Genomic DNA, 21,599 nt, shown 5'->3' with positions numbered 1-21,599 from the left:
ATGCCGAGAATGATGATTAGTGTAGCGAGATGCATACCAACCGTCCAGTCTAGAGCGTTAGGAGGTAGTCTATAATTGACTCGTTTCGTCGAAGTGACTTTATCTTCTGTTAAGCCTTCTAAGCAGCAAAACTTTTTTCAAAATAAGCGCGTTCTAATAACAGGAAATAACATGCTTAAATCGCCCGTTTGGGGCCTTAAAATGGCTAAATTGGGGTGTTTTAACTTGCTGTTTTTATTGGTTTTTAATTTGGTGTTTTCTGAAGATCACAATGGTAGTCTTAGCTTAATTTCTTTAGGGGGCTAAATGGACACCAATAACAGCACTTATCATCAACACAGTTTTGCTCATCAAGATCTGTCTGAAATGACATTTACCGCATGCACTTTTATCCGATGCGACTTCAGGCGTTCAAACTTACGTGATGCAACGTTTATCAATTGTAAGTTCATAGAGCAAGGAGACATCGAGGGCTGCCACTTCGATGTTGCAGATTTGCGTGATGCAAGTTTTCAGAATTGTCAGCTCGCCATGGCCAATTTCAGTAACGCCAATTGCTATGGGATAGAGCTGCGTGAGTGTGATTTGAAGGGCGCCAACTTTATGCGAACAAATTTTGCTAACCAGGTGAGCAATCGCATGTATTTTTGCTCGGCGTATATTACGGGTTGTAACCTGTCTTACGCCAACTTTGAACAGGCCTGCTTAGAAAAGTGTGAGTTGTTTGAAAATCGCTGGATAGGCACTTACCTTGCTGGTGCATCACTGAAAGAATCGGATCTCAGCCGCGGTGTATTCTCGGAAGATGTATGGGGACAGTTCAGCATGCAAGGCGCAAACTTGTGCCATGCTGAATTAGACGGTTTAGACCCTCGTAAGGTCGATACATCTGGAATTAAAATTGTGGCTTGGCAGCAAGAGCAACTGCTTGAAATTATGGGCATTGTTGTGATGCCCGATTAATAGAGTGGGTGGATCTAGGAAAGCGAATAGTGAACAGTGTTGTTTTGTATGACTAACGCTTGTTACACTATGGCCTCGCGGCTGCACATGTTTATATTCAGTTCAATCCAGAGAAAAATTATGACTATAGAAAATGTGCTTCCTGAAGATTACGCAGAAATGCTTAAGGTTTGGGAAAATTCAGTCCGAGCAACTCATGACTTTATTACAGAAGAAGATATTGAGTTTTTTAAACCTATCATCATGGAACATGCATTCCCTGCGGTTTCTTTGAAATGCGTTAAAAATGAAAGTGGTTCGATTATTGGTTTCGTGGGTGTCCATGATGCAAAAGTCGAGATGCTTTTTGTTTTGAATGAAGTTCGAGGACAAGGAGTAGGTACGGTGTTGTTGCAACATGCGATTGAGCAGTTGGCAGCTACCAAAGTTGACGTCAATGAGCAAAACCCACAAGCGGTAGGTTTTTATCAGCACATGGGGTTCAAAATTGAATCACGCTCTCCACTTGATGACATGGGAAAACCATTTCCAATTCTGCATATGACGCTGTAAGCCTCGGTTGTCGTATCACTCGGTTGTAATCAACCACAGTCGCTAGAAGAAAAGCCCAAAGCTAATAACTTTGGGCTTTTCCGTAATTGGTAGCCAGCATTTTATAATGAAATTAAAAAAGACAATGCTTGGCAAATATCTGGGATTAATGCATACCTGAACGCATCTTATCGGCCATCGCAAAGAACACAAACAATACAAAGCATACAAGCGCGACACATAGTGAGGCGATGATGGTTGTGGCATCTTTGGAAATCAGTGGCACGACGATAGAAGCTAACGCTACCAACATAACAAGGACATGAACGATTCGTCCGGGAATTGGATTTTTATGACAGAATGAAGCCCATAGGTAACGCATTTTTAACACCAGTATAAAATTAGTGGGTTTATTCTATTTCTCTAGTGAGTGTTTTGTAAATAACTTTTTCACTACAGGTGACTGTAAACATGATCTAAGTCTTTATATTATAAAACTGATTAAATAACATAAAGTTATCTCTCATTGATAGAATTGGTATTATCTATATGATTATTCATAGTATTCCGTATCTTTTTGAATGATAAGTCAAAAATTGTTCGATTTTTGGTTTCTTGACTGAGGATCTCATTTATTGAGTTTTCTATTAAGAGACTTTTTGCGTATTATCATTCATGTTTTCAATGTCAATTGGGTTGGCATTTGATTTGAATCTGTAATTCGTTTTACTTTATTTATCGGAGCGATTTTTCTGAATTGGGATCACTGTAATCTTGTCTAAGATTCTGTTTGATATACTCAATATTCACTCGATAAAGATGATGGAGATGACATGTCGAAAACCGCGAAGATCATTAATGAAGATAAGCTGGTAAAAAAAGCAGTTGAAGTCGGTTTTAAGATGGCAAAACTACAAGGTTTTGATTTGCCGAATTCATCTCAACCGATCAAGGTTAAAGCGGTGTACTTGTTTCTTGTTGAAGTAAATCAGATCACGCCGTTACCAGAAAGTAAGCTTGATGGGGCAAACATTAAAAAGCGTCTGGCGCTATGGATACATAAAGCATTGCCTGACAATGATCCCTTGAAGTAAACCTTTTCCAAGCTGATATTCCTGGACTCGTTTCCTCTGAGTTCATTATTCATCGATATGTTAGATAAGAAACCTAGCGAGCTCTCGCTAGGTTTTTTGTTTTTGAGGCCGATATTTTAATAGTGGATAACGAGTCACTGCCATTCGAAGCGTTGCTATCTACTCGATAGAATGTTCAACACTGAGAGTGTTGGTGATTTATGCCGCTTGATTGGCAATCTGAGCACATAATTTACTAATGACTCTAACCTTCTTTTGACGCTTATTCGGTTAAAGACATTTTCTTAAGATCTCCATCGATCAAATACATTAGAACTCAAAGTATTATTTAATTCATGCTGACCGCCACTAAATGTGAATCATGTCACTAATTTTTGTTTTTTAAAGTTAAGGTATTGATCTTAGTAGGGAGTAAATGCTCATAATAAAAAGGAATTTAATTAGAGCTCAAAGGAATTTCTCGGTATGATTACATCAGCGCCTTGGGTGTTGTGTCCAGAAGTGATAGAAAAAACGAGTGAAGAATGGAGTTTTCGCGAGCCCAAAGCTTCGGATGGCAACGGCATTTATCGACTGATTTCAGAATGTCCGCCACTAGACACCAACTCGTCATATTGCAATTTTTTGCAATCCACTCACTTTAGTAAAACTTGTATTTTGGTTGAGAACAAAGGTGAGCTTGCGGGTTTTATCTCGAGTTATCAAAAACCGAGTGAGCCTAATGTTCTCTTTATTTGGCAAGTTGCAGTTGCCCCTCGATTTAGAGGTCACTCTTTAGCTTACAAGATGTTGAACAGCTTACTTCGTCGAGAGTGGCTGAAGAGTATAGAAGCTATTGAAACAACCATTACTAAGTCAAATCAAGCGTCTTGGGCACTCTTTAAAAAGCTAGACGCAAAAAATAGTAGCACTGGAAAAGTGACCACTTTCTTAGATGAAAATGTTCATTTTAAAGGGCTGCACGATACTGAGTATTTGTATCGAATACCCCTTAAATAATCATTAACTTATAGGAATCAAATAACGGCCTTATCATGGATATTTTTAAAAAGCAGGAATCTAACGTACGTTCATACTCGAATAGTTTTCCAGTCACTTTTGCTAAATCAAAAGGCTGCTGGCTTGAAACAAAACAAGGTGATCGTTACCTCGATTTTCTTGCTGGAGCAGGATCTCTCAATTACGGTCATAACAATCCAATACTTAAGCAAGCTTTACTTGAGTATATTGAAATGGATGGAATTACACATGGCTTGGATATGCATTCAAAAGCCAAAGCTGAATTCCTAGAAGCTCTTAGTCGCTTTATTTTGGAACCTCGAGCATTAGATTACAAAGTTCAATTTACCGGCCCGACAGGAACAAATGCGGTTGAGGCAGCGATTAAGTTGGCGAAAAAAGTAAAAAGTCGAAGCAGTATTGTTGCATTTACCAATGGTTTTCATGGTTGTACGGCGGGTGCATTGGCTGCTACAGGCAACCAACACCACAGGCAAGGTGCGGGCTCAAATCTCAACAACGTTACGCGTTTGCCATTTGAAGGTTACGCTGGAATCGATGGTTTAAAATTATTTGAAACGATGTTAACCGATAATTCCGCTGGTATGGATAAACCTGCTGCCGTTTTATTGGAAACGGTTCAGGGTGAAGGTGGGTTAAATGTCGCTTCAAATGAGTGGCTACAGAAGTTAAGCAAAATCTGTAAAGCCCACGATATCCTACTTATTGTGGATGATATTCAAGCCGGTTGTGGTCGAACAGGAACGTTTTTTAGCTTTGAACCTTCAGGTATAAAACCAGATATCGTTACGCTATCTAAGTCGATAAGTGGTTATGGCTTACCGATGGCTGTGGTTTTATTAAAGCCTGAACTAGACAAGTGGGAGCCGGGAGAACACAACGGCACCTTCCGTGGTAACAACCATGCGTTCATTACTGCTGCTAAAGCGTTAGAAATGTATTGGTCAAATGATGATTTTGAAAATCATATTCAACGTAGCTCAAGCATGGTCGATGATGTCATTCAACGCAATCTCAAGCGTTTCCCTGAGCTATTTGTTCAACGCAAGGGACGCGGAATGATGATTGGCATTGAATGTAAAGTTGGGAACACAGCTGATGAGATTGCAAAAGTGTGTTTTGACAAGGGCATGGTAATTGAGACCGCAGGTCCAAACGATGAAATCTTGAAGTTCTTTTGTCCATTAACCATTTCAGAATCGGAATTGATGCAAGGTTTAACTATTTTCGAAGACTCAGTTGAAGTGGTAGCAACCAAGCATTTCAAGAAAGCATCGTAATAGGGAGAGTAAAATGATTGTTAGAACACTTGATGAATGTCGTAATAGTGAAAGACGTATTGTATCGGATAACTGGGAAAGCACTCGCATGTTATTGAAAGATGACAATATGGGATTTTCTTTTCATATCACAACAATTTACGAAGCGACAGAAACACATATCCATTACCAAAACCACTTGGAGTCTGTGTTTTGTATGAGTGGTGAAGGGGAGATTGAAGTCGTTGGTGGTAAAACTTACCCAATCAAACCCGGTACGTTGTACATCCTAGATAAGAATGATGAGCATTATTTACGCGCATATAAAAACAAAGAAATGACAATGGCTTGTGTGTTTAACCCACCAATTACTGGCGCTGAAGTACACGATGAAAACGGCGTTTATCCACTCGTTGATTAACCCATATATTCAGGGGTGATATCTCACCCCGCTCCCTATTATTTAGTCTTTAATCTCTTCAAGAACAAAAGGTCTTTTATGACGTTTACCGTAGAAAAAATCGGCGGTACATCAATGACAGCATTTGATGCTGTGCTCGACAATATTATTCTCCGCCCTCAAAATCCTTATAACCGAATCTTTGTTGTGTCCGCTTACAGCGGTATGACGGATGCATTGTTGGAATGTAAAAAAACAGGTAAGCCTGGTGTCTATCAATTGATAGCGATGCGTGACGATTCGTGGAAGGATGCTCTATCTTATATTGAACGCCGCATGCTATTGACCAATGAGCATATTTTTGCAGATCCAATGAATCGTATGAGAGCAGATAAGTTCATCCGGTCTCGTATTTCAGAAGCCAAAAACTGTATTACTAACATTCTTGAAACGTGCCAATACGGACAGTTTTCACTGAGACATTATTTACCACAGATTAGAGAGTTTCTTTCTTCAATTGGAGAGTCACATAGTGCATACAACACGGCTCTTAAATTAAAAAACATTGGTATAAATTCGACCTTTGTTGACCTTTCTGGTTGGGACAACAAAACCCCTCAAAGTTTGGACGATACGATTAGAGAGGCTTTCTCTGACATTGATGTTACTGAGGAGCTTCCCATAGTAACTGGTTATGCGTATTGCAAAGAAGGTTTGATGCATACTTATGATCGTGGTTACAGTGAGATGACGTTTAGTCGTATCGCTACTATTACTGAGGCATCATTGGCGATCATCCATAAGGAGTATCACTTTAGTTCGGCTGACCCAAAAGTCGTTGGTGTAGGTTCGGTTAAACCGATTGGGGCAACTAATTATGATGTTGCCGATCAACTGGCTAACCTTGGTATGGAAGCTATTCACTCTAATGCGGCTGCTGGGTTACGAGAAAGTGGCATAGAACTGCAAATCAAAAACACCTTCGAGCCAGAACATGAGGGAACACTGATTTCTTCTGATTACCGACCAGACACGAATCACATTGAGATCATTGCCGGAAAACAGAAGGTATATGCGTTACATGTTTTTGACCAGGGAATGGTCGGTAAGGCGGACAATGTTAGTTATGAGTTAATGGAGATTATCGCAGATGCTAGAGTGAACCTTATTGGTAAAGAGATGAACGCCAATTCTATTACCTATTATCTAGGTGGTAGCACCGAGAGTTTAAACAAGGTGTCTTATAAGGCTGAGAAACGTTACCCTCAGGCATCTATTTCAGGTCGAATGGTCGCTATAATCTCAGCGATCGGTTCTCAAATTGATACCAATAAAACGCTCGCTAATGGTGTATTGGCTTTGATGAACCATAGTGTTACGCCTATTGCATTACATTCGTCTATGAGAAACGTAAATGTGCAATTTGTTGTGAGTGATGACAAGTATCAACAAGCGATTTGCGCGTTGCATGAAGAATTCTTTGACCAAGATAAAAGAACCGAGACATCGGTGAATGCAGCATAAAATTTAACAGTGGAGGGCTCACCCTCCACTGTTAAATTTTCATGGAAAAGCAAAACATCAACTGCAAATTAACGATCGCCTGTATCTATTTTGATCACACAGATGCGGTAAACGTTACTTGATTTTCGTGTTGATACTGTACTTTCTTGAATTAATCGGTGATTTATTAAGTATTCGGTTATCGGCTATTTCACCTTTCACCTTTCACCTTTCACCTTTCACCTTTCACATAGCAACATCAGATATGAGTATTACTACTCTTGATACTTATCGAGCTTGTTATAAAGCGTTTTGATGCTGATTCCCAAGTCTTGTGCTGTTTCCTTTTTGTTGCCTTCATTTTCTTCGAGCGTATTGATAATCGCCGCTTTCTCAATCTTCTCGAGAGAAACACCCGCCGGAATCATATCCTCAACGGTAGTCCCTGTTTCTAAAGGAGGAGTATCAAAAATTAGGTGTTCATCTTTAATCGTCTCATCTGCCAATATAAAAGCTCTTTCAATACAGTGTTTTAATTCCCTGACATTCCCTGGCCATGCATGGGCTGATATTTTTTGAAGCGCTGATGTGAAAATGGTCTTCGCAGTGGTTTCATTTGCGTTGCGATGAGCAATAAAATGTTTTGCTAAGCCGACGATGTCGTCGCCTCTTTCACGCAATGGAGGGACATGTATGGGGAAGTGAGCCAACCTGAAATAGAGATCCTCTCTCAAAAACTGTTCTTCAATAGCGACTTGTGGATCTCGGTTTGTCGCTGCAATGACTCGAGTATTAGCGATACTCGTTGCATTACTGCCTACAGGGCGATATTCACCTGTTTCTAAAACTCGTAGTAATTTGACCTGGTGTTCAAGTGGCATTTCGGTGATTTCGTCGAGAAACAATGTGCCACCTTCTGCTTGCCTAAACACCCCTTGGTGTGTGCGATTCGCCCCTGTAAAAGCGCCTTTTTCATGACCAAATAATTCACTATCAACTAACTCAGGGCTGATAGCACCGCAGTTGATCGCAATAAAAGGTTGGTTTTTACGATCACTGGCAAGGTGAATCGTTTGTGCGACTAATTCTTTACCTGCCCCACTTTCGCCGACAATCAAAACATTGGTGTCAGTCTTCGCGACTCTTCTTAAAGTTCGATACAGCTTATGCATGGGCTTAGAAGAACCGACTAACATACCGAACTGGTCTAAATCGCTGGTGGACACTTTACGCCCTTCTTCCTGCTTCTGGAGGAAGTATTGACTGAAGTCTGCAAGGGTATCTTCCAATATTTGCATGTCGACGGGCTTTCTATAATGGAAGATTGCGCCATGGTTCATCATCATGTCTAAATTTTTGTTTGGCGTACCTGTACTGATAATAATCAAGTCCATTTCGTCCAATCCAGTTGCACTCGATAAGGACTTAAAATCATCGTTAGTAAATCGAGAGACTTCAACAATAGCAGTATCTGGTTGCAGTTGTTGTAGCTTGTCAATCCAATGAACATCCATAGTACTTTGAATTATTTCAAAGCTTGATAATTCATCTAGAGAGTTTATTTTAGACCGCAATAATTCATCTTTTAACTCTATAAACAGTGTCGGTAATGACATGATTTAACTCTCTTTTTGTACGACAGAAAACGACCTTGATAATAACATGATGTCCTTCAAATACGAATCTATCATTTACTATACGCCACCTTTTAAATGTAGTTACAATATTACTGATAGTAGAAGTGGCTAATTAATAGTATTGATATTAATTATTCTAGGATCTCCATTGATGATAATTTTTACAAAATACTCGTGTAATTAATACACTTCCGATTATTTTACCAATGGTAAATTTTCAAAATTAAAGTGTAAATCCTTTATTTTCAGTCAGTTAAAAAGTTGGCATGCTGGTTGCAATTGTACAAGTGTCAGTTAACTAGAGGAGATAATTAATGAGAAATACTGCAAGTAAAATATTATTAGCTACTTTGATTGCAACTTCTTCATCAACTGTTTTTGCTAATAGCATGTGGGAAAAAGAAACTTTCGATGCGTGGATTGATGGAAAAGCAGAAACGACTTTATTACTGAATACTAATTTAAACTCATTTGACATCAACACCTACGTTAAAAATCGAGTGGTTACTTTAACTGGCTCGGTTAAAAATGAAACAGAGAAAGATTTGGCAGAAGAGTTAGTGCTAAGCCTAGATGACGTTAAGTCTGTAAAAAACGAACTTACAGTGATTGATGAAGACAAAGAAAAAACACCCGCAGCCGTACAAGCTTTGACTGATGCTCACATAAAGACACTGGTAATCACTCGTTTATTAATGAATACCAATGTTAGTGGTAGCGATATTCAAGTTAAAACCGAAAACAGTGTGGTTATCTTGAAAGGTTCAGTTTCATCAAGCAGTGAACACGACTTAGCTTTATCTATAGCAAATAATACCCCGAATGTAGAGAAAGTGGTGGATAAATTAAATATTATTTAACCTCTCTACAATTGGTAATTTATTAAAAATTGGGGAATAACGATGATTCGCTGGTCGCTAATATTTTTTATTGTCGCAATTATTGCCGCCCTATTGGGATTTAGTGGTATCGCTGGGGCTGCTGCGACAGTAGCAAAGATCATATTTTATATATTTGCAATATCACTACTGGTTTCAGTGGTAATTATGTTGCTGAATAAAAACAAACATTAGGAGTTTATATGAACATCAAATCGAACGCTTACCGTTTTTTAACTATTGTGGGTATTACATTTGCACTTGCGGCATGTAGTGATGAAGGTCCGATGGAACAAGCCGGGGAAAATGTAGATGAGGTTGTAGAGGATACTCAAAACGCAATAGAAGATAGCTGTGAAAATATTAAAGAGCATTTAGATGCGAAAGATGAAGATTGCTAGAACTGTCATCTAGAGTGCAATGAGATGCCAAAATCCTCATAAAAATAAACCAATGAAGTAGGAATTAGACATGAAAAATATATTTGATGTGCTCAAAGACAGTCATGAAAAGCAACGACTTTTGATGGATGCGTTACTCCAAACTTCGGGAGACACACAAGCTAGGCAAGAACTCTATGTTAACCTTAAGGATGAGTTAACCAAGCATGCGATTGCAGAAGAGCGCCATTTTTATGCACCTTTGATCGAGAGTGATCAATCCATTGACATGACTAGACATGGAATCGCTGAACATCATGGAATCGACAAAATACTCGCTCAACTCGATGATACAGAGATGTCTTCACCAGCTTGGCTTGTTTTAATGAAAACATTAAGAGATAAGGTTGAACATCATTTAGAAGAAGAAGAGCAGCGTTTTTTTCAAACCGCAGGTCGAGTCTTAGATACTGAACAAAAAGAAACATTAGCTCGTAAATATGAAAAAGAGGTTGCTTGAATCACGAAGTAATCAAATTCTTTAAATAAGTATAAAACTGCTTTGTTATCAAGCTAAGGGCTCATTCTTGAGCCCTTCTTTTATTTAATTTAGAGATAGATAAATTTACGGATAAATATATTTAAATTCACGGATAAATTAAGGCGTAACATGTTTATTATTAAATATTATATGCTTCTTGCTATAGCTTGTTTTTTTGCTGCTGCTCTTATACCACAGCTAATAATCCGTGGTGTTTTTGCCTGGTGTAGTTTGTCGATGTTCATCGTTAGTGTTGCCTACATCTTCGATATGCCGTCAATATTTAGGAAGACTAGCGATGGGAAAATAGTGTGGTGGATTAGATGGATCTTCATTCCATTCTTCTTAGGTGTTCGACTGTACAATGCATGGGCAATTAAAAGAGATAAAGTTGAACCAATACAGAAGGTTGGAAAAGGTTTATATGTATCTCGTCGTTTGTTCCCTTCAGATTTATCGTTCTTAGAATCTCAAAACATCCATTGTATTGTAGATGTTACAGCTGAGTTTTCTGGTTTAGAAAGTGCAATGACCGGTGATCAATTTCGCTATTTAAACACCCCGGTTCTTGATCATAAAGTCCCTAAAATGCATAAGCTTAAACATGCTATAAATTGGATCGATACCCAAATCAATCAATCTAGATCGGTTGTTGTGCATTGTGCTCTCGGTCGAGGACGTTCTGTCTTTGTCGTAGCTGCCTATCTTTTAGCAAAAAATCCGTCACTTACTGTAGAGCAGGTCTTGAAAAGTATTAACGACGTGCGAAGTACAGCCCAATTGAACCATCTACAACTGAAAACACTTCAAGCAATCAGTGATAAAGGTTTGCTCACTCTTGGCCATAAAGCTTGCCTTATTGCCAACCCTGTTGCAGGTGGTGGTAAATGGTTGGCGAATGAACAACAGGTTATTCGTGAACTTACGAGAAAGTACAGTTTAGATATTTTTCTTACTAGCCAAGAAGTATCAGCAGAAATATTAGCTAAGCAGGCCAAAGACCGGAATACTGCGCATATTATCGTTGCAGGTGGCGATGGGACGGTTAGTGAAGTCGCAAGGCAAGTTAGGAAGACTGATACACAACTCGGGATTATACCTTTGGGTACCGCGAACGCTCTATGTCATATGCTTTATGGATTGACCTCGAAAATATCGCCTGTTGAAAAAGCGTGTGAGGCTATTTTATCTGGCAACTCAAAAAGAATCGATCTGGCGTTCTGTAATCAACAACCAATATTACTGCTTCTTGGTATTGGATTTGAAGAACAGATGATCGATTACGCACATCGAGAACAAAAAAATGAAAAAGGGCAATTCGCGTATTTGACTGGGTTCTTCAATGCAGTAATCACCGACGATAATCAACATTTTCAAATTTCAATCGATGACCAACCATCACAAAGTATGAAACTACAAAGTTTGGTCGTGGCGAACTCTTCCCCTTTTAGTACTGTGCTTGCTCAAGGGGGACAGCCTCCTAGGCCGGATGATGGGAAGCTGCATATTACCTATTTGGAAAACACAAATTCACTTAGTAAACGAGCTATCGCTCTATCTGATCTGTTGTTATCGAGTCTCGGAGCGAAAGAACAAGCTAGTTACTTTACTTATGCTTCGGCACAGCTCGTTAAAATTGATTCTGACCGACCTATTTCATACGTGATTGATGGAGAGACGTATTCGGCTGATTCACTGGAGATAAGTATTGATAAGCAAGCCTTAACGGTTTGTATTGAATAATCCGCATATTGAATAAGAAGGAGACACCATGGAAATGAATCTCTCTTTTAACTTAGAGAAGTTTCAGCATCTGATAGAGGGTAAGTTAGAGCATTGGTTAGTTGAAGCAATTAAACTTATCCCTAACCTGATTGTTGCTTTTGTTACGTTTCTTATTTTTATCTTTGTTGCCAACATAAGCGGTAAGTTGTTTAAAAGATTGAGCAATAGAGTTGTCGACTCTCAAGAAGTCATTAACTTACTGGCTTCTATTGTTAAGGTTACCATTGTTACTATTGGATTTTTTGTCGCGTTAGATTTTGTTGGGCTCCAAGGTACGGTTACATCGTTGCTTGCCGGTGCCGGTATTCTAGGTTTAGCTATCGGTTTTGCTTTTCAAGATATGACTGAGAACCTCATTTCAGGTATTACAATGAGTATTCGTAAACCTTTTAAAATTGGCGATGTTGTTGGTTCCAACGATGTCATGGGTACCATAGTCAAAATAAACTTACGAAATACACTGGTTGAAACGTTCTCTGGTCAACACGTCATGATTCCCAATAAGATGGTTTTCCGAAATATTTTGACGAACTACAGTCGAAAAGGACGAAGAAGGGTCGAGATCCCTGTGGGGATTTCCTACGCAGACTGTCCCAAAAGAGCCGCTGAGGTGATAACCAAAGCGATAAACCAAAAGTCTTATGTTAGTCGGAAAGAAGATACGACGGTTTACGCTTCAAGCTTTTCTGATAGTAGCGTTAACTTATTGGTTTGGTTTTGGATTGAGTACCCAGGAGGTTTCGGTTATATGGACGCAAAGCACGACGGTATTATAGCGGTTAAAGAGTCATTATCAGAGGCTGGAATGACAATACCGTTTCCGATTAGAACACTTGATTTTGATCCCAAAGGCGGTAAAAGTCTGTCTAGAATGATGACTGGGGCTGTCGATGACGCTTCCTAGAATAACATAGCGGTCCCTCTCGTAAAAAAGCGTCAAGGCAATATGCCTCGACGCTTTTTATTTTGAGTGATGTCAGAATTAGATCAGAATTAAACCTAGATTATTCCCACTGTTTAATGATTGTGTTGTAGGCTTTGATTCTCTTCTCAAGTTAATTAATCGTATCTATTTTAGATGGGTTATATCTGTTACAAATGCTTTGCTATCTCATCATTTTCAACTTGCAACGCCGCAACCCAATAGGAGAAAAAAGCAGACATATGTTGATTGTTAAACTTTCTAATAGTGTTTTTGAGGTAAGAAATTAGGCTTAAATTACTCTGGTACATATCGTTATAACTAACAATTAACGCAGGGGGCTGACTCAATATGTCATTGTCATTAACTTCATTGTTAATGCAGAACTTGGTGTTTACTTCGTTTATTAATGAACGTTCAACTTTTATAAATCGATTTGCAGCTCTTGCAATGTTCCCATGTGCTTTCTGTTCAATTAGGTCAACACATGAGAAGTAGTGATCTTTCAATGTACATAGTATTTTTTCTATGCCTTTATAGTGAATTACCTCAAGAGGATCATTGTCCTTTTTAAACAACATATCATTACTCCTTTTTATCTCAGTAGTATTTATAATTTCAGTTGATTTATAATAATTAAAATAAGCCTTTTCTTTGATTCTGATTTCCAACTATCATTCGCTAATAACTAATTCTGACGCATGTTGTGTATTTGGTCTCGACATGATTCCATTTCATTTTTTACCACTTTTAATCTTCTTCTCCCTTCTAAATCAGGGTTAGTTTCTAGCAGTGATTCAATGTCGGAAATGATCTTTGTCTCGACACCTTCTAGGTGCTTTAAATAGAGCTCTTGATTGTTTTTACCTTTTGTATCTTCCGCTTCAATACAGCGCTCTCTGGCATTTATCGTATAACTAGCGGGTATCTGTTCTTGATGTATTTTTGAGTAGTAAGTTAAAGATTGTAACTTTAACTCTGCACATTTCTTTACCGTGTAGATATCAAAAAGATTTTTTGCCATCTTTTCACTTCTTATGTTGGATATCGCTTTTTCGTAAATAATATTTCCACTTTTTATCAGGTTAACAATAGATAATATACTTTGGTTTCTCATGAATCCTCATTTGGTTCTAAGCTGTATTTGGTTTATTGCATTTTTTATGCCAATTAATAACCCTATATTCAGCTTGTTTCGTCTAAGGTTTTACTTTGTTTTTGTAAAAAATACATTAATAGATGTTTTCTAGTGAAATTATTACATTGATTAATGCCATTTATTAATGATATGGGAGCTTATCTTCAATTATTCTGGTACTTGTGAAAGTTGGCACGATGCTAGCATTGATTATTAAAGTAGCTAGAGATTAATAGTATTAATATTATTCTCTGGCTTATGATAATCAAATAAGGAGAAAACTTATGCCAAAGTCAAACGCTAAAAATTCAGAAGCCAAACAACAAATTGAAGAAACTTATGAAAAAGCTGAAGAGGCCGCAGTAGAAGTTATCGAAAATGTGAAAGAGGCGGTCCATGAAACTCTCGAGGCCAGCTCTGAAAGTGTGAAGAACACGTCTGAGAAAGCGGAAAACATCATTAAAGAGCGTCCATTATTGAGTGTTGGCTGTGCGTTTCTCGCTGGTTGGGCTGTCTCGAAGTTAATCAAATAGCCATATATCAACATCGCAATTGAGAGAGCACCGTTATGCAGGTAAATAGTCAAAATGATCCAGTAAACTCTGCCAATGATAAATCGAGCGATCGTAAGGTGGATGATCTTAAACGTTCTGCTTCTGAGTTAAATGGATTGTGGAAAGACTTAGCTATATTACAGACACATACCCAGCAATGGTCTCAATCGACCTTAGAGCTTTTCTTATTGGAGTTTCGCAATAGTGTTGATGCATTTAAAAAGCGTCTTGTGTTTCAGCTCCTCTTTGTTGCGTTGTTACCGCTGTTTCTTTTTAGTATCGCCGTCGGTGCTGGAGTAGTGATCTACTACTTCACTTTGAATCTGTTAGCGGGTTACGGCGCGTTTATATTCACACTCGGTTTGATTCTAATATGCTTGGTACTTCGTTCTAGTTACTTAAAGCAATTTATAGGTTTTGAATGTACGAAAGAGCAATTGAAGGAGGGGTTACATGTCAGCACTCAAGAATCGACAAAGACAGATTCAAATGAAAAGACTTGAGGGGAGAAGTAGAGCTCGTCAAGTTGCACTTTGTATGGGACTTATTCGTCACAAAGGAAAAGAGTTTGTTCACAAGTACCCCTTGTATGCTCTTGGCATCACAGGCCTTGGTGTTGTAATTTTGAATCGAACTCATCGTTTTAAATCGTCTGTTTTTGGTTATAAACAGCTATCGCTAATACTTAATTTACTTAAGTAACCATCATTTTTAATTCAAGTTAGTGTTGGCTGACGGTATCGAGTGCCTGATTCAAATTGACGAAGCCTCAAAAACAAAACCTCCTACTCATAGGAATAAAATGACATCAAAAAAATACAGTATTCTTAGACAACGAAGTGTGTTGCAAACTAGTTTTATGCTCCTTGCTGTTCTCATGATGTCTATTTTTACATTACATATCGCCAAGCCATTTTTGTTGCCAATCATCTTTGGTGCTTTTATTTCTTTGCTATGTAGCCCTCTAGTTAACTACCTTACTCGCTTCGGTATCCCTCGAGTCATTAACGTAATGGCTGTACTTATTGGTTTTATTGGCTTTGTTGTGATTAGTTTGAATATGTTGAGTGAGCCCGCTCAGCAATGGTGGTCAAAATTACCAATGTTGGTTGAGAATGTATCTAATGAAGTGAGTGAGGTTACTCAAAACAGTCGCTTAACTGACGCCACCGGGTTCTCCATGAGTAGTACTGTTACCAATGATGGGCTTACCAATAACACGGCTTTTTCCATTATAGAATCAGTGCTTACGACAACACCAACCATTGTTACTCAGTTGTTGGTTGCGTTTCTTATGGCGTATTTCATGATGAATTACGGTCGAAAAATTTATTCTCAAAGCTTATCTCTTTTTGAATGCTTTTCAGAAAAGCGTAGGGCTGTTGAATTGGTTAAAGTTGTTCAAAAGGATTTGTCTCGTTACATAGGCGCCATCACCATCATTAATGTTTGCTTAGGATTCACTGTTGGCTTTGCTTTTTATATGATGGGATTGCAAGACCCTTTCCTTTGGGGCGCTTTTGCAGGCTTAATGAATTTTATCCCCTATCTTGGCCCGATGGTTTCAGTTACGTGCTTTGCTTTAGTCTCTTTTATACAGTTTGAGTCGTTTAGCTACGCATTGACGGTCGCTGCGATCTTCCTGGCGATTAATTTGATAGAAAGCCAATTGGTTACTCCTACATTACTGGGGAAAAGGTTTAGTCTCAATCCGCTGATTTTATTTGTATGGCTTGTATTTTGGGGTTGGCTATGGGGCTCTATGGGAATGCTAGTAGGGGTCCCATTACTTGTCTGTGTGAATGTATTTTTTGAACAGTTAAGACATCCAAGGTTGAATGCTCATAAAGGTCAGTAGAGCAGAAGTAAGCCTTGATAACCACTCAGCGTTTATTGCTGAAAGCGCCAAACACTAACTCACTATTACCGATTTTCCAATCAACCACGTTGTCTACTGATACAGCAGAGCCTTTCAGGTTACTCCCTTGCTAATGCTGGCCTGGTAATACGATCGCATAGTCAGCGTAGCTAGAGTTATATATGAAAATAGAGCAGAAGGTCGCTGTGGCTTTGTTTGCTCCGAGAGCAGTTAGCTATCGTCTTTGCTCAGTATTCAGATGTCGAATCAACTTAGCTGGCGTACCACCGTATAGACAGTCTGGCGGTACGTCGCTGTTGACCACAGAGTTAGCCGCGATAACAGAGCGAGCACCAATAGTGACATCTTGGTTGATGACTGAGTTTCCGCCAATCCATACATCGTCTTCAACGATAATTGGAAAGCAGAAGGTTTCCCATTTACGACGACTTAGATAGTCTAGAGAGTGAGAAGCGGTGTAAAACTGAACGCTTGGCCCCACCAAAACATTGTTACCAATTTTGATGTTCGCGCCATCAAGCATTACCACGTTCATATTGATGAAGGTATCGTCACCAATCTCGATGGTTTTACCAAACTCACAGTGGAAAGGAGGACGCACAACACTGCTGCCGATTTTGCCAAATAGATTTGCTTGAAGGCTCGGCTGTTGAGCGTCGTCGGAACATTGATTGAAATCTGTCAGAGCTTTACTTGCATGAGTGCGCATTTGGTCAATCTCATGATCGGCACCGTCAAAAACTTCGCCAGACAGCATTTTTTCGAGTTCTGTTTTCATTGTTTATATCTTCCGAATCAATATCGGTATTAGCATACGGATATACAGACATAAAAAAAGAGAAAAGCCTCAGCCTTTCTCTTCCTATTTTTTGCTTTAAGCACGAATGCTAAGTGGGCCCAGCTATTCAGCAAAAGGCGTGCTTTGCCAAATTAGATTTGCTCAACGAAACCCATTAGGTGCTTTTTCACTTCGTCTGAAGCAAAAGCGCTCTCTACAGAGTACTTGTAGATTTCAGCGTAATCTTCTTTTGTTAGGCCGAATGTTTCACAAACACGCTTCACTTCGTTAGTCATGGTTGTGTTCGACACAGTACGGTTGTCTGTGTTGATCGTTACAACGATGCCGTCTTTCTTGAATTCAGCAATTGGGTGGTCGCTGAATTGGTGAATACATTTAGTTTGAACGTTACTTGTTGGGCAAGTTTCAAGTGCAACCTGCTTCTCTTTAACGATGTTGTACGCATCTTCGTTGCCTTGGATGTGAACACCATGACCGATACGCTCAGCGTCTAGCATAGTGACTGCATCGTAAACGTTTTGACCATGCCATTGCTCACCAGCGTGAACTGTCACACGGTAGCCTTGTTCGATCGCGTATTGCGTGTATTCAGGGAATTCTGCGCAGAAGCCTGGCTTTTCACCGCCTGCGATATCAAACGCAACAACACCTTTACCAAGGTAAGGTTTACCTGCATCGATCACGTCTTTGATAGAGTCTTTAGGGAACATACGCAGTACAGACATGATGTAGTTGCCCTTGATGTCGTATTTCTCTTCAGCACGCTTCATGCCTTTTACTGCGCTTGCAATGATCGTATCAAGAGACAGACCTTTGTTTACGTGCAGGATTGGCGCAAAGCGAACTTCTAGGTACTTAACGTTTTCTAGTGCTGCGTCTTCGTAAAGCTCAAAAGAGATACGTTCAATTGCTTCTTCAGTCTGCATGACTTGCAGTGGCAGGCTGAAACAAGCTAGGTACTCATCTAGGTTTTTGCAATCTTCTGGCACAGTTAGAGATTGAACAACCGCATCGCGATCTTCAGGTAGTTCGATATTGTACTGTTTTGCTAGGTCAATAATCGTATCTGGGCGAACACTTCCGTCTAGGTGGCAGTGTAAATCAATCTTTGGTAGTGCTAGAAAATCCATGAGTATTCCTTAATTCTATTATTCTTTGAGCGTGTTAACTCACATGCGTTAAATTTACCAAGACCATGATATGATTTAAAGTGACAATTAATCATCATTAACCTGAATTTAGGGAATATCATGGTAGATGTTAAAAGCTTACTTAAATGCGATATGAATTTGCTGCTTTGCTTACACGTTCTGATTGAAGAACGAAGCGTGAGTAAAACGGCAGAACGACTCTTTTTGAGCCAGTCTGCGGTAAGTAAACAGCTCACCAAACTCAGAGCTTTGTTTGATGATCCGCTGTTTGAACGCGAATCCAAGGGGCTATTCCCAACCCCCAAAGCACTCGCGTTAGCACCTAAGATCCACCAAATCTTACTGCAGATCGAAAAGCTGACCGTTCCCGAGGTTTTCGATCCTAAAGACAGTGAACGTACCTTCACTATAGACCTTGTCGAAACTGCCTACACGGCGATTTATCCGCACTTTATGCCGACAGCGCTTGCCGATGCGCCTCACATTACCATCAACAGTTCAACGTGGAGCAGCGACAGCTTTAAACGCTTATTAAAGCGCGAAGTAGATTTTGGCATTGGTATATTCGAATTGGATGAACGTGCCTCTACCCACGTGCAATGTATCCCTGATGAGTTGGATTATGTTGAGCTGTGTTTGGATTATTCAGTGTGCTTGATGCGTAATGACCATCCGGCCTTGCAAGAAGAGTGGAACCTCGACACCTTCTTGAAGTATCGACACATACAGTTGGTGACGGGTGGAGCAGGCGACTGGCTATTGATGGAAGTATTGAACTCCAAGCAGCTTGAAATCAACAAAGCCGCTAACGTGTCTGACATCACCAGTGCCATCAAGCTGTGTAAGCAGAGCGATCTGTTGATGTGTTATCCGTATAACTCGGTACGAGATTACATTGATAGCGGCGAGTTGGTGATGAAGCCTGTCCCGGTCGATTTGGTGCCTGGAGGCTTGTTCTTATTGTGGCACAAATATTTCGATTCAGAGCCGAGCCACAAATGGTTACGTGATTTGATCATCGAACAGACTCGATAGCTGAGATGTTTCAGCTATATAAGCCCTTGAAATAAAGAACAAACGTAATTATTTGATAAAAAGTTTCACTTTATTTCGTCTTTTGGGATTAAGCTTCGTCTTATTCTGGGTGCTATTTTTATTTGTAAGATGAGATATGACAATTCCACCGTTATCACAACAGATTATTGGAGATGCATGTGAGTGGGCGATCATGCACGGCGTTGCGTTCCGCCAGTCAGATAATACCGCTAGGCATTGCCCTTTCAGTATTGCGCCAATGACAATGGAACGTGAGGTTTATGAACACTTGCGCCGAGTGACTCCGCTTATCACTAAGCTGATCAGCAACGTGTCGGAAGATCATGATTTTCTGCAGTCCTCATTGAGTGATATGGCGCAAGCCGATCCCTTTTTCGGTCGCTTGATGGCACTTCATCAACAAGCTCATGGCAGTGCGGATGAACGCTTGAACCCCGCTCGTCAGCCATTGCTATTGATGCGAACCGATTTTATGGACGATCGACAACATGGCGCAAAAGTCATTGAATTCAATGGTATTGCAGCAGGCATGGGGCCGTTTGGTCAGCGAGCAACAGAATTTCACTCGTTCATGCAAAACCAATGGCCAGAAACGTACAAGAACTGGCTGGAAGACCCGTCGGCAACACCTGCAGAGAACCAAGGTTTAACCCAGCTAGCTTATGGGATTGCAACGACCGCAAGACAAGTTAAAGCGGACTTCAATGAGCAAGGCAAACCAGTTTTCTTGATGGTGGTACAGAAGAACGAAGACAACGTGTATGACCAACATCTACTTGAAGTCGAGCTACAAAAGCAGGGTGTTCGCACGGTTCGCCGTACCTTCGAACAATTGAGCTGCCAGCTTTCAACGGGCGATAACCAACGTCTGCTGCTGCAAGATATCGGCGCAGTCGATGTTGTGTATCTAAGAGCGGGTTATCAGTATTCAGACTACTGGGCGCCCGAGCTTAATGAATCAGTTTGTTGCCACACGCTCAGTCAGACGCGTTTGTTCATCGAACAACACCATGTCGCTGTGAATGCCACCTTCAGCCAACAGCTAGCAACCAGTAAAACCATGCAAATGCTGCTGACCATGATGCCAGCGTCAGAATACGCTCGTTGGGGTTTAACGCTAGAAGAAGCCGAATTGGTGAAGAGCGTTTTAGCTGACATGAAGCCAATCACCAGTCCGTCGATTGAATGGTTTAACACGCAAGCGAATAAGCAAGAATGGGTGTTGAAAAACCAAGGTGAGGGCGGTGGCCACTGTGTGTTCGGTGATGATATCAGCGAACAACTGAGCCAACTTAAACCAGAAGAGTACGACGCATGGGCACTGATGCAACGCTTGTATCCACACGAACGTGACGTACCGACTATTGCAGTGCGTGATACTCAGCAAACACTCGTTACAGACTTAGTCAGCGAAGTCGGCTTATTCACTGCTTACTATCAAGGTAAGCCAGTAACTGAACTGGACGGTTATGCGGGCTACTTAATCCGCAGTAAACCAGCAAGCGAAAACGAAGGCGGGATCCACAGCGGCAAAGGCATTCTAGATTCGTTGGTGTTGATTGATTAACTCCTGATTTCGACAAATATCAGTAAAAGAAAGGCCAACGTGAGAACGTTGGCCTTTTTGTTGGTCGTGATTTTGTGGTTTGAGCGAATGCTTGGTCGCGTTATGCTGGAACCTTAAAGCACGAATCTTGATTGCTATATTGTGGAACGAAACACAATTTATCTGCCGACATTTTTAACCCGTTCTGCATTTGTATATGTGTCACAGCCCAGATTACGCAGCCGTGAGGCAAATTGAATAGTGAGCGAGTTTGTGTGAATAACACACCGTCATCATAGGCAGGTGTAATATTGGTAGCCTTGCCTTGCCACGATTTACGTGTGGTTTTTACATCAATATTTGGCACGATCAGTGAGAGCATTTCCGGCTCAACGTCTTTTACGACTTTCAAGCAAATTCGACATCCATCGTAGTATTGTTCTACCCAGATCTTATGCGGAATAGAATGGTCATCCCAATCCAGTTGTAAGATATGTTCCATGATTCTGTCCTTTGTATCTAAGAAGGAAAGGCAGTGATCAACACTGCCTGAATTGGTACAA

26 protein-coding genes are annotated in these 21,599 nt (G+C 40.1%); 19 read left to right on the top strand and 7 right to left on the bottom strand.

Annotation, left to right across the window (positions count from 1 at the left end; all coding sequences use genetic code 11):
* Positions 1-306 precede the first annotated feature (306 nt).
* Together L0992_20705 and L0992_20700 are read left to right on the top strand one after the other, a co-directional pair.
* Positions 307-963 carry a QnrS family quinolone resistance pentapeptide repeat protein gene (locus L0992_20705; GenBank protein ID XGB68822.1) on the top strand — a complete coding sequence of 219 codons (657 nt, stop codon included), beginning with the start codon at positions 307-309 and terminating at the stop codon, positions 961-963.
* Between the two features lie 120 nt (positions 964-1,083).
* The gene (locus L0992_20700; GenBank protein ID XGB68821.1) at positions 1,084-1,515 is read left to right on the top strand and encodes a GNAT family N-acetyltransferase; all 432 of its coding nucleotides are present in this window, start codon (positions 1,084-1,086) and stop codon (positions 1,513-1,515) included.
* 145 nt (positions 1,516-1,660) lie between these two features.
* Here the strand turns inward: L0992_20700 and L0992_20695 are convergent, their stop codons facing one another.
* Positions 1,661-1,876 (bottom strand): hypothetical protein, encoded by a 216-nt coding sequence (locus tag L0992_20695; protein XGB68820.1) that lies wholly within the window; start codon positions 1,874-1,876, stop codon positions 1,661-1,663.
* Positions 1,877-2,327: 451 nt separating this feature from the next.
* Here L0992_20695 and L0992_20690 point away from each other — a divergent pair, with 451 nt between their 5' ends.
* The 5 genes from L0992_20690 to L0992_20670 all read left to right on the top strand — a co-directional run bounded on the left by L0992_20690 (position 2,328) and on the right by L0992_20670 (position 6,791).
* Positions 2,328-2,588: a DUF5062 family protein gene (locus L0992_20690; GenBank protein ID XGB68819.1), complete on the top strand. Its 261-nt coding sequence runs from the start codon at positions 2,328-2,330 to the stop codon at positions 2,586-2,588.
* Between the two features lie 465 nt (positions 2,589-3,053).
* Positions 3,054-3,587 (top strand): diaminobutyrate acetyltransferase, encoded by a 534-nt coding sequence (ectA, locus tag L0992_20685; GenBank protein XGB68818.1) that lies wholly within the window; start codon positions 3,054-3,056, stop codon positions 3,585-3,587.
* Positions 3,588-3,622: 35 nt separating this feature from the next.
* Positions 3,623-4,888, top strand: a complete 1,266-nt coding sequence (gene ectB / locus L0992_20680) for a diaminobutyrate--2-oxoglutarate transaminase (GenBank protein XGB68817.1) — start codon at positions 3,623-3,625, stop codon at positions 4,886-4,888.
* A 13-nt stretch (positions 4,889-4,901) separates the two neighbouring features.
* Positions 4,902-5,288 (top strand): ectoine synthase, encoded by a 387-nt coding sequence (locus L0992_20675; GenBank protein ID XGB68816.1) that lies wholly within the window; start codon positions 4,902-4,904, stop codon positions 5,286-5,288.
* A 78-nt stretch (positions 5,289-5,366) separates the two neighbouring features.
* Complete coding sequence (locus tag L0992_20670; GenBank protein ID XGB68815.1) at positions 5,367-6,791, top strand: aspartate kinase; 1,425 nt, start codon at positions 5,367-5,369, stop codon at positions 6,789-6,791.
* Between the two features lie 254 nt (positions 6,792-7,045).
* Here the strand turns inward: L0992_20670 and L0992_20665 are convergent, their stop codons facing one another.
* Entirely contained in the window at positions 7,046-8,386 is a 1,341-nt protein-coding gene (locus L0992_20665) for a sigma-54 dependent transcriptional regulator (GenBank protein XGB68814.1), read from the bottom strand.
* Positions 8,387-8,721: 335 nt separating this feature from the next.
* On the opposite strand from L0992_20665, the gene L0992_20660 reads away from it, so the two are divergent.
* The 6 genes from L0992_20660 to L0992_20635 all read left to right on the top strand — a co-directional run bounded on the left by L0992_20660 (position 8,722) and on the right by L0992_20635 (position 12,895).
* A complete protein-coding gene (locus tag L0992_20660; GenBank protein XGB68813.1) occupies positions 8,722-9,267 on the top strand; it encodes a BON domain-containing protein in 546 nt (181 codons plus the stop codon).
* A 42-nt stretch (positions 9,268-9,309) separates the two neighbouring features.
* Positions 9,310-9,480, top strand: a complete 171-nt coding sequence (locus L0992_20655) for a DUF1328 domain-containing protein (protein XGB68812.1) — start codon at positions 9,310-9,312, stop codon at positions 9,478-9,480.
* Between the two features lie 8 nt (positions 9,481-9,488).
* Complete coding sequence (locus L0992_20650; GenBank protein ID XGB68811.1) at positions 9,489-9,686, top strand: hypothetical protein; 198 nt, start codon at positions 9,489-9,491, stop codon at positions 9,684-9,686.
* A gap of 70 nt (positions 9,687-9,756) precedes the next feature.
* A complete protein-coding gene (locus L0992_20645) occupies positions 9,757-10,185 on the top strand; it encodes a hemerythrin domain-containing protein (protein ID XGB68810.1) in 429 nt (142 codons plus the stop codon).
* A 150-nt stretch (positions 10,186-10,335) separates the two neighbouring features.
* A complete protein-coding gene (locus L0992_20640; protein XGB68809.1) occupies positions 10,336-11,949 on the top strand; it encodes a dual specificity protein phosphatase family protein in 1,614 nt (537 codons plus the stop codon).
* A gap of 28 nt (positions 11,950-11,977) precedes the next feature.
* On the top strand, positions 11,978-12,895 hold the full coding sequence (locus L0992_20635) for a mechanosensitive ion channel family protein (GenBank protein XGB68808.1): 918 nt from the start codon (positions 11,978-11,980) through the stop codon (positions 12,893-12,895).
* Between the two features lie 188 nt (positions 12,896-13,083).
* Here L0992_20635 and L0992_20630 read toward each other — a convergent pair whose 3' ends face one another.
* Together L0992_20630 and L0992_20625 are read right to left on the bottom strand one after the other, a co-directional pair.
* A complete protein-coding gene (locus tag L0992_20630; GenBank protein ID XGB68807.1) occupies positions 13,084-13,494 on the bottom strand; it encodes a hypothetical protein in 411 nt (136 codons plus the stop codon).
* A 107-nt stretch (positions 13,495-13,601) separates the two neighbouring features.
* Positions 13,602-14,030, bottom strand: a complete 429-nt coding sequence (locus L0992_20625; protein XGB68806.1) for a DUF2383 domain-containing protein — start codon at positions 14,028-14,030, stop codon at positions 13,602-13,604.
* Positions 14,031-14,335: 305 nt separating this feature from the next.
* Here L0992_20625 and L0992_20620 point away from each other — a divergent pair, with 305 nt between their 5' ends.
* The 4 genes from L0992_20620 to L0992_20605 all read left to right on the top strand — a co-directional run bounded on the left by L0992_20620 (position 14,336) and on the right by L0992_20605 (position 16,463).
* Positions 14,336-14,584 (top strand): hypothetical protein, encoded by a 249-nt coding sequence (locus tag L0992_20620; GenBank protein XGB68805.1) that lies wholly within the window; start codon positions 14,336-14,338, stop codon positions 14,582-14,584.
* Between the two features lie 35 nt (positions 14,585-14,619).
* On the top strand, positions 14,620-15,108 hold the full coding sequence (locus L0992_20615; GenBank protein XGB68804.1) for a hypothetical protein: 489 nt from the start codon (positions 14,620-14,622) through the stop codon (positions 15,106-15,108).
* Positions 15,095-15,307, top strand: coding sequence for a hypothetical protein (locus L0992_20610; protein ID XGB68803.1), 213 nt, complete (start codon positions 15,095-15,097; stop codon positions 15,305-15,307). Before L0992_20615 ends, L0992_20610 begins: the two co-directional genes overlap by 14 nt.
* Positions 15,308-15,407: 100 nt before the next feature.
* On the top strand, positions 15,408-16,463 hold the full coding sequence (locus L0992_20605) for an AI-2E family transporter (protein XGB68802.1): 1,056 nt from the start codon (positions 15,408-15,410) through the stop codon (positions 16,461-16,463).
* 235 nt (positions 16,464-16,698) lie between these two features.
* Here the strand turns inward: L0992_20605 and L0992_20600 are convergent, their stop codons facing one another.
* Complete coding sequence (locus L0992_20600; protein ID XGB68801.1) at positions 16,699-17,262, bottom strand: sugar O-acetyltransferase; 564 nt, start codon at positions 17,260-17,262, stop codon at positions 16,699-16,701.
* Between the two features lie 152 nt (positions 17,263-17,414).
* The gene (locus L0992_20595) at positions 17,415-18,413 is read right to left on the bottom strand and encodes an adenosine deaminase (protein XGB68800.1); all 999 of its coding nucleotides are present in this window, start codon (positions 18,411-18,413) and stop codon (positions 17,415-17,417) included.
* Between the two features lie 120 nt (positions 18,414-18,533).
* Between L0992_20595 and L0992_20590 the strand changes: the two genes are divergently transcribed.
* Positions 18,534-19,469: a LysR substrate-binding domain-containing protein gene (locus L0992_20590; protein ID XGB68799.1), complete on the top strand. Its 936-nt coding sequence runs from the start codon at positions 18,534-18,536 to the stop codon at positions 19,467-19,469.
* 136 nt (positions 19,470-19,605) lie between these two features.
* Positions 19,606-21,057: a glutathione synthetase gene (locus L0992_20585; GenBank protein ID XGB68798.1), complete on the top strand. Its 1,452-nt coding sequence runs from the start codon at positions 19,606-19,608 to the stop codon at positions 21,055-21,057.
* Between the two features lie 100 nt (positions 21,058-21,157).
* Here the strand turns inward: L0992_20585 and L0992_20580 are convergent, their stop codons facing one another.
* Complete coding sequence (locus L0992_20580; protein XGB68797.1) at positions 21,158-21,538, bottom strand: hypothetical protein; 381 nt, start codon at positions 21,536-21,538, stop codon at positions 21,158-21,160.
* Positions 21,539-21,599: the final 61 nt, after the last annotated feature.

Source organism: Vibrio pomeroyi, from assembly GCA_041879425.1.
GTDB classification, from domain to species: domain Bacteria; phylum Pseudomonadota; class Gammaproteobacteria; order Enterobacterales; family Vibrionaceae; genus Vibrio; species Vibrio pomeroyi_A.
The sequence above is the reverse complement of the archived record's forward strand: the minus strand, read 5'-3'. Positions and strand labels throughout refer to the sequence as shown.

Coding starts and splice junctions, on each gene's coding strand:
- L0992_20705 (XGB68822.1), top strand. CDS start 307: ATGGACACCAATAACAGCACTTATCATCAACACAGTTTTGCTCATCAA.
- L0992_20700 (XGB68821.1), top strand. CDS start 1,084: ATGACTATAGAAAATGTGCTTCCTGAAGATTACGCAGAAATGCTTAAG.
- L0992_20695 (XGB68820.1), bottom strand. CDS start 1,876: ATGCGTTACCTATGGGCTTCATTCTGTCATAAAAATCCAATTCCCGGA.
- L0992_20690 (XGB68819.1), top strand. CDS start 2,328: ATGTCGAAAACCGCGAAGATCATTAATGAAGATAAGCTGGTAAAAAAA.
- ectA (XGB68818.1), top strand. CDS start 3,054: ATGATTACATCAGCGCCTTGGGTGTTGTGTCCAGAAGTGATAGAAAAA.
- ectB (XGB68817.1), top strand. CDS start 3,623: ATGGATATTTTTAAAAAGCAGGAATCTAACGTACGTTCATACTCGAAT.
- L0992_20675 (XGB68816.1), top strand. CDS start 4,902: ATGATTGTTAGAACACTTGATGAATGTCGTAATAGTGAAAGACGTATT.
- L0992_20670 (XGB68815.1), top strand. CDS start 5,367: ATGACGTTTACCGTAGAAAAAATCGGCGGTACATCAATGACAGCATTT.
- L0992_20665 (XGB68814.1), bottom strand. CDS start 8,386: ATGTCATTACCGACACTGTTTATAGAGTTAAAAGATGAATTATTGCGG.
- L0992_20660 (XGB68813.1), top strand. CDS start 8,722: ATGAGAAATACTGCAAGTAAAATATTATTAGCTACTTTGATTGCAACT.
- L0992_20655 (XGB68812.1), top strand. CDS start 9,310: ATGATTCGCTGGTCGCTAATATTTTTTATTGTCGCAATTATTGCCGCC.
- L0992_20650 (XGB68811.1), top strand. CDS start 9,489: ATGAACATCAAATCGAACGCTTACCGTTTTTTAACTATTGTGGGTATT.
- L0992_20645 (XGB68810.1), top strand. CDS start 9,757: ATGAAAAATATATTTGATGTGCTCAAAGACAGTCATGAAAAGCAACGA.
- L0992_20640 (XGB68809.1), top strand. CDS start 10,336: ATGTTTATTATTAAATATTATATGCTTCTTGCTATAGCTTGTTTTTTT.
- L0992_20635 (XGB68808.1), top strand. CDS start 11,978: ATGGAAATGAATCTCTCTTTTAACTTAGAGAAGTTTCAGCATCTGATA.
- L0992_20630 (XGB68807.1), bottom strand. CDS start 13,494: ATGTTGTTTAAAAAGGACAATGATCCTCTTGAGGTAATTCACTATAAA.
- L0992_20625 (XGB68806.1), bottom strand. CDS start 14,030: ATGAGAAACCAAAGTATATTATCTATTGTTAACCTGATAAAAAGTGGA.
- L0992_20620 (XGB68805.1), top strand. CDS start 14,336: ATGCCAAAGTCAAACGCTAAAAATTCAGAAGCCAAACAACAAATTGAA.
- L0992_20615 (XGB68804.1), top strand. CDS start 14,620: ATGCAGGTAAATAGTCAAAATGATCCAGTAAACTCTGCCAATGATAAA.
- L0992_20610 (XGB68803.1), top strand. CDS start 15,095: ATGAAAAGACTTGAGGGGAGAAGTAGAGCTCGTCAAGTTGCACTTTGT.
- L0992_20605 (XGB68802.1), top strand. CDS start 15,408: ATGACATCAAAAAAATACAGTATTCTTAGACAACGAAGTGTGTTGCAA.
- L0992_20600 (XGB68801.1), bottom strand. CDS start 17,262: ATGAAAACAGAACTCGAAAAAATGCTGTCTGGCGAAGTTTTTGACGGT.
- L0992_20595 (XGB68800.1), bottom strand. CDS start 18,413: ATGGATTTTCTAGCACTACCAAAGATTGATTTACACTGCCACCTAGAC.
- L0992_20590 (XGB68799.1), top strand. CDS start 18,534: ATGGTAGATGTTAAAAGCTTACTTAAATGCGATATGAATTTGCTGCTT.
- L0992_20585 (XGB68798.1), top strand. CDS start 19,606: ATGACAATTCCACCGTTATCACAACAGATTATTGGAGATGCATGTGAG.
- L0992_20580 (XGB68797.1), bottom strand. CDS start 21,538: ATGGAACATATCTTACAACTGGATTGGGATGACCATTCTATTCCGCAT.